Annotated in this window: 14 protein-coding genes; 3 read left to right on the forward strand and 11 right to left on the reverse strand. The window is 68.9% G+C overall.

Annotated elements, in window-relative coordinates; translation table 11 throughout:
* The first annotated feature begins 144 nt into the window (after positions 1-144).
* Positions 145-531: a hypothetical protein gene (locus tag ACYQ78_RS13585; protein WP_459801164.1), complete on the forward strand. Its 387-nt coding sequence runs from the start codon at positions 145-147 to the stop codon at positions 529-531.
* Between the two features lie 204 nt (positions 532-735).
* Here the strand turns inward: ACYQ78_RS13585 and ACYQ78_RS13590 are convergent, their stop codons facing one another.
* The 10 genes from ACYQ78_RS13590 to ACYQ78_RS13635 all read right to left on the reverse strand — a co-directional run bounded on the left by ACYQ78_RS13590 (position 736) and on the right by ACYQ78_RS13635 (position 11,758).
* Positions 736-1,359 carry a hypothetical protein gene (locus ACYQ78_RS13590; RefSeq protein WP_459801165.1) on the reverse strand — a complete coding sequence of 208 codons (624 nt, stop codon included), beginning with the start codon at positions 1,357-1,359 and terminating at the stop codon, positions 736-738.
* Between the two features lie 10 nt (positions 1,360-1,369).
* On the reverse strand, positions 1,370-3,580 hold the full coding sequence (locus ACYQ78_RS13595) for a cytochrome c oxidase assembly protein (protein ID WP_459801166.1): 2,211 nt from the start codon (positions 3,578-3,580) through the stop codon (positions 1,370-1,372).
* Between the two features lie 421 nt (positions 3,581-4,001).
* On the reverse strand, positions 4,002-4,601 hold the full coding sequence (locus ACYQ78_RS13600; RefSeq protein ID WP_459801167.1) for a copper resistance CopC family protein: 600 nt from the start codon (positions 4,599-4,601) through the stop codon (positions 4,002-4,004).
* 26 nt (positions 4,602-4,627) lie between these two features.
* Positions 4,628-5,797: a cytochrome P450 gene (locus tag ACYQ78_RS13605; RefSeq protein ID WP_459801168.1), complete on the reverse strand. Its 1,170-nt coding sequence runs from the start codon at positions 5,795-5,797 to the stop codon at positions 4,628-4,630.
* A 44-nt stretch (positions 5,798-5,841) separates the two neighbouring features.
* On the reverse strand, positions 5,842-6,360 hold the full coding sequence (locus tag ACYQ78_RS13610; protein WP_459801169.1) for an MFS transporter: 519 nt from the start codon (positions 6,358-6,360) through the stop codon (positions 5,842-5,844).
* A 952-nt stretch (positions 6,361-7,312) separates the two neighbouring features.
* A complete protein-coding gene (locus tag ACYQ78_RS13615; RefSeq protein WP_459801170.1) occupies positions 7,313-7,738 on the reverse strand; it encodes a hypothetical protein in 426 nt (141 codons plus the stop codon).
* 41 nt (positions 7,739-7,779) lie between these two features.
* Complete coding sequence (locus ACYQ78_RS13620) at positions 7,780-9,102, reverse strand: serine hydrolase (protein ID WP_459801171.1); 1,323 nt, start codon at positions 9,100-9,102, stop codon at positions 7,780-7,782.
* A 138-nt stretch (positions 9,103-9,240) separates the two neighbouring features.
* Entirely contained in the window at positions 9,241-10,686 is a 1,446-nt protein-coding gene (argG, locus tag ACYQ78_RS13625) for an argininosuccinate synthase (protein WP_459801172.1), read from the reverse strand.
* 18 nt (positions 10,687-10,704) lie between these two features.
* On the reverse strand, positions 10,705-11,274 hold the full coding sequence (locus ACYQ78_RS13630) for a GNAT family N-acetyltransferase (protein WP_459801173.1): 570 nt from the start codon (positions 11,272-11,274) through the stop codon (positions 10,705-10,707).
* Entirely contained in the window at positions 11,267-11,758 is a 492-nt protein-coding gene (locus ACYQ78_RS13635) for a mycothiol transferase (RefSeq protein WP_459801174.1), read from the reverse strand. Before ACYQ78_RS13635 ends, ACYQ78_RS13630 begins: the two co-directional genes overlap by 8 nt.
* Before the next feature lie 53 nt (positions 11,759-11,811).
* Between ACYQ78_RS13635 and ACYQ78_RS13640 the strand changes: the two genes are divergently transcribed.
* Both ACYQ78_RS13640 and ACYQ78_RS13645 read left to right on the forward strand, forming a co-directional pair.
* On the forward strand, positions 11,812-12,753 hold the full coding sequence (locus ACYQ78_RS13640) for a helix-turn-helix transcriptional regulator (RefSeq protein WP_459801175.1): 942 nt from the start codon (positions 11,812-11,814) through the stop codon (positions 12,751-12,753).
* Positions 12,754-12,773: 20 nt separating this feature from the next.
* Positions 12,774-13,679, forward strand: a complete 906-nt coding sequence (locus tag ACYQ78_RS13645; protein WP_459801176.1) for an NAD(+)/NADH kinase — start codon at positions 12,774-12,776, stop codon at positions 13,677-13,679.
* Here the strand turns inward: ACYQ78_RS13645 and cobF are convergent.
* The gene (gene cobF, locus ACYQ78_RS13650) at positions 13,658-14,389 is read right to left on the reverse strand and encodes a precorrin-6A synthase (deacetylating) (protein WP_459801177.1); all 732 of its coding nucleotides are present in this window, start codon (positions 14,387-14,389) and stop codon (positions 13,658-13,660) included. The genes ACYQ78_RS13645 and cobF overlap by 22 nt on opposite strands.
* Positions 14,390-14,394: the final 5 nt, after the last annotated feature.

The following is a 14,394-nucleotide window of genomic DNA, read 5'->3' on the forward strand; positions in this document are numbered from 1 at the left end:
TCCGGATGGGACGGCTAACGTATGGCTCCTCACCTGCGAACCGCATTCGTCGTCATTCCACGACACACGGCAGCGGGCTGTCCATAGCACGGCAATCCACGCCCGCCCTTCCCACGGGAAGGGTGGGCGCTAGGGTGATTTTTCATGATTCGACTCGCTACCGCTCTCACTGTTGCCGTCATCGCCGTCGCAGGATGCACGGGAGACGCGGAGACGGCGACTCCGGCGACGTCAGAGGCGCCCCCGGCCGCAGTCCAGGCCAGCCCGACGGAGATCACGGTCATCGCCGCGCCCGAACCTTCGGATGCCCAGAAGCAGGCATTCTTCACCGCACTGGCCGCCATCGACCCCGCTCTCGCGACCAACCAGGAGCAGGCCCTCACGGTCGGCTCCCAGGTCTGCGAGAAGATCATCGCCTCGCCCGAAGACCCCATGCAGTTCTCCACGTACGCCGCCGAGCAGCTCTCGGTGGCGGCCCCGACGGCGGAAGGTTTCGTCGCCGCGGTCGCGGAGTGGTGCAGCCCCGAATAGAACGCTCCCGAACCGGCGGCCCGCCTTCGCCCGGGCCGCCGACGCACCGGTGACGGCTCGCGCGCGATTCCCCGTAAAGGAGTTGGCGACATCCCGGAACCTAGTCCCTGACGATTCCGGTCTCGTCTTCGCCGCCCGATGGGCAGATCCCGGGCCGGCGGGTGGACGCGACCTCACCCGCCGGAGCCAGTTGGAGGACCAGCGTCACTCCGTGCCTTCCGGGACGTCGTCCGCGTGCATCGCACCCTCGCCGGGAGCCCCCGACAGGTATGCGTGCTGGTGGCCGTAACCGGCCTCGACGTTGAGCTGGTCGAGCTGGGTGGCGGCGACCGACCAGATCGTGATGCCGAGCGTGCGCTGGCGGGTGGCCAGCTCCACGTAGGCCGCCTGGTCGGCCTCGGGCAGCTTCTGGGCCTCGGCGAGCAGATCGACGGAGATCGACAGGGCGTTCAGCGCGCTCTTGAAGCCGCCTCTGGCCACATTCGTCTCGGTCATCCCGCTTGGCGTCTCAGCGTGGCGTTCAACCGCTTTACGGATGGCCTCCTGCCACACCGTGATGTCCGGCGGACCGGTCTCGGCCATGGCGGGCAGGATCTTGTCCAGCTCCTGGACCGTCTGCTCCGCCTGACCGGTCAGCGTCTTGATCTGCTCGGCGTCCCGCTTGAGGTCGGAGATCTGCATCTTCTCGACCTCGTCGGGGATACCGACCAGATAACCGATGCCCACACCGGCCGCCAGTACGACGACGAGCAGCACCACGATGAGGTACGGCTTACGCGGAGCGGGTGCAGGTGGGGGAACCGGTCGACGGCTTACCTTCACGGCCATGGGGAGGACGTTACTTCTTCTGCCGAAGATCGTCCATCTTTTGTACGTTGAGAATCGAAACTCGGCGACGCGCCGCGACGACCCGTACAGCGAGAGTCGCCAGTACCCCCAGCAACACCGCCAGCGTGATCCCCGCCCCCAGCAGCGCCCCCAGCTCCTGGTCTCCCGACCGCTCCGGCGCCCAGACGACGGCGACCTGGCCATACCAGCTCTCGGCGTACAGAGGCCCGAGCAGGAGCAGCACCGCGACCGCGATCTGCACCGCGACCGCGATCGAGACGAGCTGAATCCTCGTGTACGTGTGCACGGCCCGAGGCAGCGGATCCACCCCCGCGACAACGATGAAGAACACCAGCCCCGCCACGACCTGGACGACGACCACGGTCAGGTGCATCGCGTGGCTCGACTGGGCGAGCTCGAAGAACCCGAGGACGTAGAGGAAGACGGGCGTGGCGACATAGAGCGCGAGCGCGACGGCCGGGCTGGCGAGGAACCTCGGCAGCAGCTCACGCCCCTCGGCAAGGCTGATCGGCGCCCCGAACGCCATCAACGCGGGAGCCAGCGTCCCGAGCAGCGCGTATTCGACCGAGACAACGGAGAACACCGCCGGGCCATAGGCGGACAGACCGCCCGTAGAGGCATAGAGGAGCACCAGAACACCCAGGAACCAGACCAGCGTCCGGCCGACCGGCCAGACCTGACGGCGCAACCCGACCAGGTAGGCGATCGCCAACCCGGCGACCCCGAGCAGGAGAATCGGGTCGAGCCGAGACTCGGAGAAGAGCCGGTCAAGCGAGATGGCCGGCAGTGCGTAGCCGAGGGCCTGGTTGACGTCGGGCACATCGGCCCCGACGGGCGGCGCGGTCCGCGAGAGCCCCACGGCGAGCGCCATGGTCGCAGTCATGATCGCCACCTCGACGGCGGCCAGCTGGAGGAAGGGCCGCCGATCAGCCCTCCCGGACACCTCAGCGGAGTCGCCCACGGCATCCCCGACCGAGCCATCACCGTCGACGACCGCCACCGGCCGCCCATCGACCTCGCCGGTCCGCTCCTCGGACGGCACGCCCCCGGAAACCTCATCGGCAGACGTGCTGACCTGCGACGACTCACTCCCGGACGAGCCACCGCCATCAAGCCCGTCGTCGACCGCACCATCCTCGACCCGAGCCGACACACCGTTGGCCGAACGCCCCTCGGCCGACAGGACAGTGGCCGACTCGCCTCCGGACAACTCCTCCCCGGACGACTTCCCTTCAGACGACTTGGCCCCGGAAGATCCAGCTTCAGATGATCCGGCTTTGGACGAACCCTCTCCGGCCTCCGAGTTCACGTTCACGCTGGCCGTAGCCAGGGCACCGGCCTCCAGGCGGGCGATCGTCACGTTTCGGTGGCGCCAGCCGAACCAGCCCAGCACCGCCAGAGCCGCGACCTTGGCGAGGACCAGCAGGCCGTACCGGGAATCGAGCAGGGTCGTGAGCCCGCCCAGCCGGACCCAGGCGTTGATCAGCCCCGACGCGCCGACAGCAGCGTAGGCGCACAGGGCCACCGCGCTGAAGCGGCGCACGCCCCAGACCAGGTCGCGGTCGCGGCGCACCAGGGTCAGGACGCCGAACAGGCCGCCCACCCAGATGGCGGCGGCGGCGATGTGCAGCATCAGGCTGGACACCGCGAGGTTGTGGTCGGCCGCCGAGGCCGAATGTCCGACATACGCGGGCGGTAGCGCGGCGAAGATCGCGGCGCCCAGGAGGACCAGTTCGGCTCCCCGGAGCATGGCGCAGACGGCGATCACGATCGCGATCATGGCCACGAGCAGGAACGCCTGGCCCTGGGGGATGTACAGGATGAACGTCTGCAGCACTCCCGCGCCCAGGGCGTCGGGGATCGGCAGGCCGAGGAAGTCCGACAGCGTCAGGGCGATCGTGGCGAGCGCGGTCAGCGCCCACGCCGACGCCCACCACACGACGTGGCGCCGTGCCCGCGAGCGGATCTCCTCATCGCGGGTGAAGGCGACCGACGTCAGCAGCAGTCCGATCGTCGCGACCGCGCAGAGGTCGTGCAGCAACCTGACGAACGGGAGTCCCCATTCGGTCAGCAGGCCGGGCGACGGCAACCCTTCGACGAGCGCCGCGGGCCGCCCGCCGCCATACCAGAGGACCGCGAACAGGACCGTGACCGCCGCGACGACGGTGACGGCCACCTGGGCACGTGGGGGGAACCTCATATCCAGCCTTCCGGGGGTAAAGCCGGTAAACGTACGTCCGGGGCCAAGCTAACGATCGATCTGATGGGATGAAAGCGACGATTGCGCTTCAAGGACAAGGTCGAACAACACATTGATGTGGCACGTCACCCGCCCGCACCGGTTGAACGGTCCGGTCGGCCGCTGACCGCCTCAGCAAGACCTCGCGAGATCTATCGGCCATGTCTCCCTGGCGAACTGGCGAACACGGACGACCAGATTCGCGAGATCGAGCCGCGCGACCTCGTACCCGCCAATAGGCCAGGTGCCGGGAATCGCAGCCCCGAGATCAGGTCGCCCATGGCCAGCAGGCCGATGGGGCCGGGCAACCCGAATGGATGCCCGGTGACCACACCGGTCGAGGAGGTCACGCTGCTCCGGGATGCGGAGCGGCGTGGTCCCGTCAGTCGCCCTTGTTCGGTCTGCGTCTCGTTGCGGTGATCACGGCGGCCACCGCAACGACGCCGACACCGATCGCCAGGATGATGAACCCGCCACCACCACCCGAGTCGGTGTCTTCGGCCGCGCTTTGCGGAGTGGCGTTCACCGCTTGCGGCGTCTCCACGGCCACCGCCACAGGTGTCGGGGTCGGGGTCGGCTCCGCGGTTTCCGAAGGTTCGGGGGACGGCGATTCCGACGGTGTCTCCGGGGCGGTCACCGTGAACGGCACCTCGCCCGTCTTCGGATGGCCGTCGGAAGACACGATGCGGAAGGCGATCACGTATTTGCCGGGCGGCAGCGGGCCGGACACCGCCTGGGTCACCGTGTGGCCGTCGCGTTCAGCTTCCCCGGTCGCGTAGTTCTTGTCGTCGGGGCCGTTGACGACGACCTTCGGGAAACTCACCTTGTTGCTGAATTCCAGCACCACCTCGGTCAGGTTCTCGACCTTGGCGTTTTCCTTCGGGTTACTCGATTTCAGTACGTCGTGCGCCTGCGCAGAAGAAGCGGGCAGGAGCGTGGCGGCCGCCAGGAGGAAGACGGCCGCCGCAGTGCGAAGCAGCATGAAAAACTCCGTTCGATGGAGTCAGGTCACCATTCGACCGGCAGCGAGTCGAGGCCATAGACGATCGCGACCTGGCGATACGCCGGTTCGCCCGCGAGTCGGAGGCCGGGGAAACGCCGCAGCAGGGCGGGGTAGGCGATGCGCATTTCCATCCGCGCCAAAGGGGCGCCGATGCAACGATGAATGCCGTGGCCGAAGGCGAGATGGGATTTGAGTTCCCGGCGGTTCGGGTCGGCGGTGTCCATGTCCTCGCCGAGGATCGCGTCGCGATTGGCCGCCGACAGCGAACAGAGCACCATTTCGCCCTTCGCGATCGGCTGTCCGGCGAGTTCGAGATCCTCGCGTGCGAAACGTGGGAACGCGACCTGGACGACGGTCATGTAACGCAACAGTTCTTCGACGACCTGGTCGATGTGGTCGTCGCCGTCGCGTACGAGAGCGAGGAATTCGGGGTTCTCCAGCAGCCAGAGAGTGCCGAGGGCGAGCATGCTCGTGGTCGTGTCGTGGCCGCCGGTCAGCAGGCCGTCGGCGAGACTGGCCAGCTCACGGTCGGTGACGTCGTCTCCGTGCTCCCGCAGCAACGCGCCGAGCAGACCGTCGCCGGGCGCGCGGCGTTCCCGCGCGACGAGCTCGGTCAAATAGGCCATGGCGTCGTTGATGGCCTGGAGAGAGGCCTCGGGACCGGCGGAGAAGTCGAACCGGTCGGTCGAGAAGCGCAAGAAGTCGGCGCGATCCTCGTAAGGAACGCCGAGCAGTTCGCACACGACGAGCGACGGGATGGGCAGCGCGAACGACGGCACGAGGTCGGCCGGCGCGCCTTCCTTCTGGATCAGGTCCAGCTGCTCGTTGACGATGGCGGTGATGCGGGGCTCGAGCCGCCGCAGGCGGTGCATCGTGAACTCGGGCGTGAGCATGCGGCGCAGCCGCGTGTGCACGGGAGGGTCACTGAAGCCCAGCCCGCCCGGGTCGTCCTGATTCGACCCCATGCCGGTGATGTTGCCGAAGTCGTTGCTGAACCGTGCGGTGTCACCCAGCACGGCCCGTACGTCTTCGTATCGGGTCACCAGCCACACCGTCGAGCCGCCCGGAATGGTCAGGGGGTGAACGGCGCGTTCGGTGCGGATCTGGGACAGCTCGGCTATGGGATCCATCCGGTCGCGCAGGAACTGCACAAGCGGAAACTCGGAATCGGACATTACACGTGGTTCCTCATCGTCAAGGGTGGAAGGAGCGTTCGGCCTCAGAGAGGTGGGCCACGCCCTTCGACAGAATGACGATAGGTGCTCTTCACGACAACCGACGTGACCAGCACGGGAACGCCTGTTACCGAAAGAGGTCGCGGAAGCGACAGAACCCGGACAATCCGGCTGCCCAGGCGGCGCAGCAGCGTCCAGAACAGTTCTTCGCCCCGGCCCAGCCACCACGCCGTGACGACGACCGCCCAGGCATGCAGGACGATCATGCTCAGACTCGGCATGTGCAGATGCCCGGCGAGCCGCTCGGGCGAGGAGACGTGCAGCACCGAGAAGAACAGGTGCAGCAGCACCTGCATGGCCGCGAGCACCGGAACGATGTCGGCGGCGGTGCGCTCCCGCACGGTCAGCGGGAAAGCCGCGGCCAGTGTGAGGACGAACGCGACCGACAGCCCGCGTGCGGTGACCGATCCCCCGGCGAAGGTATGGGCGACGGCGGCAAGCCCCGAACAGACCACGGCGAACACCGTGGCACGGGCGAGACGAAAGGGCAGCGCCGCAGACATAGCCCCGCAATCATCGCACGCGCACCACCCCTCCGGCTGCCAGAGCTGATCGACACCGACCGACAGAGGCCATCAACCAGACGCGACAGGCGCTCAGGCCACCGAACAGAACGCCATCAATCCTCAGACGCCCCGCCACCCTTCGGCGAGCTGTCGCGATCGGCGTTGCACATACCAAGCAAGGCTCAGCCCTGAACGCCGACTCTCAACCCCACCCCGCTGGACGAATGGGGCACCTTCGATGTCGAGCTCTCATCAGTCCCGCATGCCTGGGCGGTCGTCGTCACCGCGTGGTGGCTGGGCCGGGGCGAGGAATAGTTCTGGACCCTGCTGCGCCGCCTGGGCAGCCGGACCGACTACGCGGCGTCCCGTAGAACTGCCCGCCCAACCACATGGATTGTCAGCGCGGGGCCCGTGGAATCCCCCATTGAGCCGACGCGCGCCCGACCGACATGGCCCATCCGGCGACCTTGTCAGCGGTCGCGCAGGCGGGCGAGGCCCGCGCTCCCCGGCACATCTCATCGAAGATGAACCCCCGCCATCCGGACCTTTCGCCGCATCAACACCAAGCTCGCGACCTAGCGGCGAGCCACGCAGCAGACCCCGACGTGATGGTGGCCTCGTGGACTGGGCCACGCTGAGCGACACGGCCACCTCGGCCCCACCCGACAACTGACGAGCACGTTAGGTCGCCCGCCCGACAGCGTGCGCTTCGTTCGACAGCGTGCGCTTCGTTCGGCATCACGCTCGCCCATACATCTCGGTCGCAGACAACACGGCCAGACCTGCCCCCGCGCCCAAGTTCCTCAGCCTCGGCAGCCGCCCAAGCTCGACCGGCACTGACCATGGCCCACCGGCCGACCCCCGCCCCGAACACGCGAGGCCACCCCGCACCCGCACCCGCACTCGCGGCAACCACCCAGACCCAAGCCCGGCCGCTGCCGCCGCGAAACTACGATCCGCACTGTGCAGCCACCAGATCGAGCGCGGCCGCCGCCCCCGCCAGGTCGTCGATCTCCGACAGCGCGGACCCGATCTGAGGGTCATAGGCCGTCAGCCCCGTAGCGCCCTCAACGATCGCGGCCACCGCCCGCAGCCGAACGGCGAGCTCCGAAGCCGCCTCCCCCGACGGCCAGTAAGGAACCGACACGCTCCACCGGCCCAGGTAGCAGGCCACCTGAAGGCCGGTGGAGAGCTGGGTGACCTCGCAGTTCAGCAGGTCTTCCGAGGCCACCCCGAGCACGTCGTGGGCCGCGACCGCGACGACCGACCAGACCGCGTAGTCGACCGTCTCGGGGGCCCGGGTCTCCAGCGCCTCGAAGGCGTCGTTCCACGTCTGGCCGGGCTCGCGGCGCAGGAAGCTGATGCCGTAACTCATACGAACACGTTATCGACCACCACCGACAAAACCCGGCCCCGTCACCCGTGCAGCAGGCCGAACGCTCCCCGGATGATGGACAGGTATTCGGTCGCGGCGGCCATCTCGGGGATGCCCTTCTCGCCATCGGTGGCCTCGACCACCACGACCGCCGTCTTGCCCTGGGAGGACTTGGCCAGGTAGCCGAGCGTCAGGACGCCGGGCTCGGAGCCGCCCTTGAACCACACCGTGGGCCAGGTCTTCTGGTCGAGCCCGAGGCCCGCGTCGGCGGTGCTCATGATCTCGTTCAGTTCGGGGCCGCTCAGGCCGTCGAGGTTGACCAGGGCGCGGCACATGTCGGTGGGGCTGCCGAACCATTCGATGGTGGTGACGTCGCGCGGGGTCGTCCACGCCTTCACCTGGCTGGTCGGGACCTTGTCGACGGTGTCCTCCAGGTAGGCGCGCCTGTCGGGGGCGGCCAGGTAGCCCTTGGCGTATTTCGGATAGTCGGCGCCCTTCAGGACGAACAGTTCGCGGGTCGTCAGGAGCGGGATGTTGCGGTCGGCGTGGGAGGACCAGGACTGGATGACGCCCTCCACCTTCGGTTTGCCGACCTTGTCGATCAGCAGGTCGGTGGCGGTGTTGTCGCTGATGGAGATCATCAGCTTGGCCGCCTCCTTGACCGAGACCTTGGTGCCGTCGGGGCGGTCTTGCAGTTCGCCGCTGGGCAGGCTCTTCTTCGCGTCGGTGATGGTCAGCTCGTCGGTCCAGGCGAGGCGGCCGACTTTGACCTCCTGGGCGACGGCGCCCAATACGTACAACTTGAACATCGAACCCAGGGGGCGGACCTCGTCGGCGGCGACGCCGTGGACGGGTTTGCAGTCCTGGCCCGCGGCGATGAAGCTCGACGGGGCGACCGCCTTCAGGCGGGTGTCGATCTCGTCCCAGCTCGCGGGGGTCGGCGAGTCGGCCGGGGCGATGAGCAGGCCGGAGATCTTGCCGGTCGTGTCGACGGCCATGCTGAGTTTCGCCTTGTTCCCACCCGACTCGACGAGCGTGACCAGGTCGTTTTCGGTGGCGCGCTGGATCTCGACCACCTGGAGACCCTTGAGGGTGGCGCTGACCTCGTTGAGCTGGTCGGCGGGGACCTGCTTGAGGAATTCGGGCGCGAAATGCTGGTTGATCTGGTCGGCGGGGATCGGCAGCGCCTCCAGAGCGCCCAGATACCAGGTGAGCTTCCTGCCGACGACGGTGTCGGGAATGGGCACGGTCGTGGACGCGCCCGACGTGACGGCCGGCGGGGTCTTCGTCGGTGCGGCCTGTTCGGCCGTCGCGCAGGCGCTGAGCAGCAGCGCCAAGGGAAACATGAGTCTTGCGGTCTTCACGGCTTCTCCCCCAGTCGATGAGCCGGTGCCGTTCTCGGATACCCGCAGTGACCAAGGTCATCCATACCGGTTACCTGCCGGAGAAGACGAAACCCCGTCCGGCTGGGCGCCGGACGGGGTTTCGGACGGTCGGACGGGCTAGTCGGTGCCCGCTTCCATGGCGGCGGCGTCGAGCAGGGCGTCGTCGTCGGAGACCTCGCCGCGTGAGGCGATCGCGTTGGCGCCGCCCTCGGGCATCTCGCCGATCAGCTCGGTCGGGGCCGCCTGCAGGGCGATCAGGTCGCCGTGGGCGCTGCCGACCAGGCCGAGACCGGCGTATTGCTCCAGCTTGGCGCGCGAGTCGGCGATGTCGAGGTTGCGCATGGTGAGCTGGCCGATGCGGTCGAGCGGGCCGAAGGCGGAGTCTTCGGTGCGCTCCATCGACAGCTTGTCGGGGTGGTAGCTGAACGACGGGCCGGACGTGTCGATGATCGAGTAGTCCTCACCCCGGCGCAGCCGCAGCGTGACCTCGCCGGTGACGGCGGTGCCGACCCAGCGCTGGAGTGCCTCGCGGAGCATGAGCGCCTGGGGGTCGAGCCAGCGGCCTTCGTACATGAGACGGCCGAGGCGGCGGCCCTCGTTGTGGTAGCTGACCAGCGTGTCTTCGTTGTGGATGGCGTTGACCAGCCGCTCGTAGGCGGCGTGGAGCAGGGCCATGCCGGGGGCCTCGTAGATGCCGCGCGACTTGGCCTCGATGACGCGGTTCTCGATCTGGTCGGACATGCCCATGCCGTGGCGGCCGCCGATGGCGTTGGCCTCGAGCACGAGGTCGACCGGCGAGGCGAACTCCTTGCCGTTGATCGCGACCGGGCGGCCCTGCTGGAAGCTGATCGTGACGTCTTCCGGCGCGATCTCGACCTGCTGGTCCCAGAACCGGACGCCCATGATGGGCTCGACGATCTCGATGCCGGTGTCGAGGTGTTCGAGCGACTTGGCCTCGTGGGTGGCGCCCCAGATGTTGGCGTCGGTCGAGTAGGCCTTCTCGGTGCTGTGGCGATAGGGCAGGTCACGCTGCTGGAGCCACTCGGACATCTCCTTGCGGCCACCGAGCTCGTGGACGAAGTCGGCGTCGAGCCACGGCTTGTAGATGCGCAGCGACGGGTTGGCCAGCAGGCCGTAGCGGTAGAACCGCTCGATGTCGTTGCCCTTGTAGGTCGAGCCGTCGCCCCAGATCTGGACGGCGTCGTCGAGCATCGCCCGCACCAGGAGGGTGCCGGTCACCGCGCGCCCCAGCGGGGTGGTGTTGAAGTAGGTGCGGCCACCCGATCGGATGTGGAAGGCGCCGCAGGCCAGCGCGGCCAGCCCTTCTTCGACCAGGGTCGCCCGGCAGTCGACGAGGCGGGCGATCTCCGCGCCGTATTCCTGCGCGCGGCCGGGCACCGACGCGATGTCGGGCTCGTCGTATTGCCCGAGTTCGGCCGTGTATGTGCACGGGATGGCCCCTCGCTCGCGCATCCACGCGACCGCGACGGAGGTGTCGAGGCCACCGGAGAAGGCGATCCCGACTCGTTCACCGACAGGGAGGGAATTCAGCACCTTAGACACAAGCAGAACTATACATAGTCATGCATGACCATGCAACGCGGCCCGCATCACGACGCGTCTCGGCGACGGATGGGCGACCTGGACGAAGCCCGCCTCCTCGAAGGCCTGGCGGGTGCCGACATAGAGTTCGCCCCAGGTCACGACCTTGCCGGGCTGGGTGATCATGGGATAGGCCTCGACCGCCGTGGCGCCGTGGTCGCGGGCGAACCCGATCGTGGCCGCCGCCAGGGCATACGTGATCCCCCGCCCTCGGAAGCCGCGCCGCACCACGAAACAGGTGACGGCCCACACGCCGGCGTCGTCGCGGTCTTCGTCGCGGCCCTGCCAGGGGACCTTCTTGGTGCGCAGCCCCGGATAGGCGATCCGGGGTTCGACGGCGACCCAGCCCGCCGGTTCTTCGTCGGCGTAGGCGACCAGGCCGGTGGGCACGTCGCGGGAGACCTGCTCGTGGAAGCTGTCCTCGCGCTCCCTCACTCCCAGGTCACGGCCGCCCTTGAGCCACTGGCACTGGCAGCGGCGGGGTTCGGCGGCGTCGAAGACCTTCTGGACGGCGTCCCATGCGGCCGGGACGACGCGGATGTCACTCATCTGGCGGATCCTCCCCTGTCAGCCCGTCGACGGCCTCGCGGAACAGGTCGGCGTGGCCGACGTGGCGGGCGTATTCGTCGTGCATGTCCATCAGGGCCCGGCGCAGGTTCGGGCCATAAGGGGTGAGCTGCCCGGGATCGCCGGATTCGAGCAGGCGGTTCAGCGCCGTGCGGTTGTTCTCGACGGCCTCGTGCCAGCGCGAATAGATCTGCTCGGGCGGGTCGTGGCGGGCGCTCTCCCAGCCCCAGTCGATCTCGGCCGGGATCGCCCCTTCGCCTTGGGTGAAGAAGGCGAAGGTGTATTTGTTCTCCACCGTCGTCAGGTGCTTGATCAGGCCGCCCAGGGTCATCGCCGACGGCGGGAACTCCCTGTTCAGGGCCTCGGCGTCGAGGCCGCCGGTCTTCCAGGCGAAGGTGGCCCGGGATCTGTCGATCGCGAAGACGAGGATCTCGGCCTCGCCCGCGTTCCACTCGGGTTCGTTCATGCCACCGAGGCTAGATACCATTCCGGACGATCGGCTTCCGGAATGAGATCGCTGTGGAGAAGAGCCCGACCGCCCGCGCGCTGCAGACCCTCGAACTGCTCCAGGCCTCTCCGGGGATCACCGCCGAGCGACTGGCCGACAAGCTCGGGGTGTCCGAGCGGGCCGTGCGCCGATATGTGGCGATCCTTCGCGAGGCGGAGATTCCGGTCGAGTCGGTACGCGGTCCCTACGGCGGTTACCGGCTGGGCCGGGGCGTGCGGCTGCCACCCCTCATGTTCACCGGGACCGAGGCGCTGGGCCTGGTCATGGCGGTTCTCGACGGGCACCACGCGGCGGCCGACCCGGCCGATCCGGTCGGGAGCGCCCTCACGAAGATCATGCGGGCGCTGCCGGAGGCCATCGCCGCCCAGGCCGAGACGGTCCGCCGCAACGCCGCCCCCGCGCCCGACCGTGCCGCCGCCCGGCCCGACCCGGAGATCACGACCTTGCTGGTCGGGGCCAGTGCGGAGCGACGGCGGGTGCGCATCACGTACAGGACCTCGACCGCATGGACCCGCGAGGTCGAGCCCTGGGCGGTGGTCGTCCGGCACGGACGCTGGTATCTGCTGTGCCGCGTGCCGGAACGGGACGCGATCAGGGCCTACCGGATCGACCGGGTGGCCGAGGCCGAGGTCCTGGACGATCCGTTCGAGCCGCCCGCCGATCTCGATCCCGTGGCGACGCTGGAGGAGCACCTGGCGATGGGCTGGGATCACGAGGTCGAGGTGCTGATCGAGGCCCCGCTCGACCGGCTGGCCCGGCGGCTGCCCCGGGCCCTCGGGCGGCTGTCGCCGGTCGACGACGCGACGACCTCGCTGGTCGGGAGCACGTCGAACCCCTACTGGTATGCGGAACAGCTGGCCGCGACGCCCGCTCCGTTCCGGGTGGTGAGGGGTGAGGAGGTGCGGGCGGCGCTGCGGGCCCTGGGCGAACGGCTGGTCGCCGCGACTGGGTAGGGACTGGGTAGGGACTGGGCATGGAGAAGCACACCATCGGACTGGTGGCGCATCCGCGTAATCCCGTCGCCGGTTCCGTCGCGCTGATCAGGGAGTTCGCGGCCGGTCGCGACGCGACGCTGATCGCCTCCGCGGCCGACGCCGCCCGGCTCGGGCCGGACGTCGAGCCCGTCACGGCCGGGGAGTTCGCCGAGCGGGCCACCGCCGTGGTGAGCCTGGGCGGCGACGGGACGATGCTGGGCGCGATGCGGCTGGTGGTGGGGCGGCCGACGCCGGTGCTCGGGGTGAACCACGGCAACCTGGGGTTCCTCGTGGAGGTCTCGCCCGCCGATCTTCCGGCCGCGCTCGACCGGCTGACCAGGGGCGACTACATGCTCGAACCGCACAGTTGCCTGCTGGTCGACGGCGCGGCGGCGTTCAACGACGCGGTGGTGACGGGGGCACGGCAGTGGGCGGCCGTGAACGTCGACCTGTCCGTCAACGGCGTCCAATACGGCTACTACCGGTGCGACGCGGTCGTGGCCTGCACACCGACCGGGTCGACCGCCTACAACTACGCGGCGGGCGGGCCGGTCTTGTCACCGTCGGTCCCGGCGCTGGCGCTGACGGCGGTCGCGCCGATGACGGGCATCGACCGCACGGTCGTGTACGGCGCCGACGACGAGGTGATCCTGACGAACCGGTCGCCCGACCCGGCCAGGGTGCTGCTCGACGGGGTGCACACCCGCGATCTCGACCCCGGCGCCGGGCTCGGCGTGCGGCTCCATCAGGACGCGGTGAACCTGGTGCGCTTCGACGCCGCCACCCACGCCCGGCGGAACCGGGTCAAGCTGAGCCTGCTCGACCTGCCGATGCGCCCCGACCAGCTGCTCGAACTGGTGCCGGAGGAGATCAGGGAACAGGCTCAGCGCCTGCGGAGCAGGTAGGTGTCCATGATCCAGCCCTTGCGCTCCCTGGCCTCGGCGCGCAGTTCCCTGATGCGCGGGCCGGCCTCGGCCACGGGGCCCGCGACCAGGATCTCGTCGGGGGTGCCCAGGTAGGCGCCCCAGTAGATGTCGAAGTCGTCGAGCCCCTCGAAGGCCAGGCGGGCGTCCAGCATGATCACCATGTCGTCGGCGCTCGGGCCCTCGTCGGACAGGCGGCGGCCGGTGGTGAGGTGGACGGGCCGGGCGATCCGGGTCAGGCCGATCCGGTGGCGGGCGGTGAGGGCAGCGATCGCGCTGATGCCGGGGACGACCTCGATCTCGAATTCGGCCGGCAGTTGTTCGAGGGCGGCGAGCGTGCTGTCGTACACGCCCGGATCCCCCCAGATCAGGAACGCCCCGGTCTGGCCCTCGCCGAGGGCGTCGTCGATCATGCGGTGGTAGAGGACGCCCCGGCGCTCGCGCCAGTCTTCGACCGCCTCGGCGTAGGCGGAGGCGGTGCGGTCGCGCTCGGGGTCGGTGGCGATGACGGTCTTGTACGACCCCCGCGCGTGCTCCTCGATCATCCGGTGCCGCAGGTCGGTCAGGTCGCGCTTCTCCTCACCCTTGTCGACGACGAAGAAGACGTCGGTGGCCGCGATGGCCTTGACGGCCTGGAGGGTGAGATGGTCCGGATCGCCGGCGCCGATCCCGATGAGGAGGAGGCGTTTCACGCAGA

The sequence above is a fragment of the Herbidospora sp. RD11066 genome, from assembly GCF_054661255.1.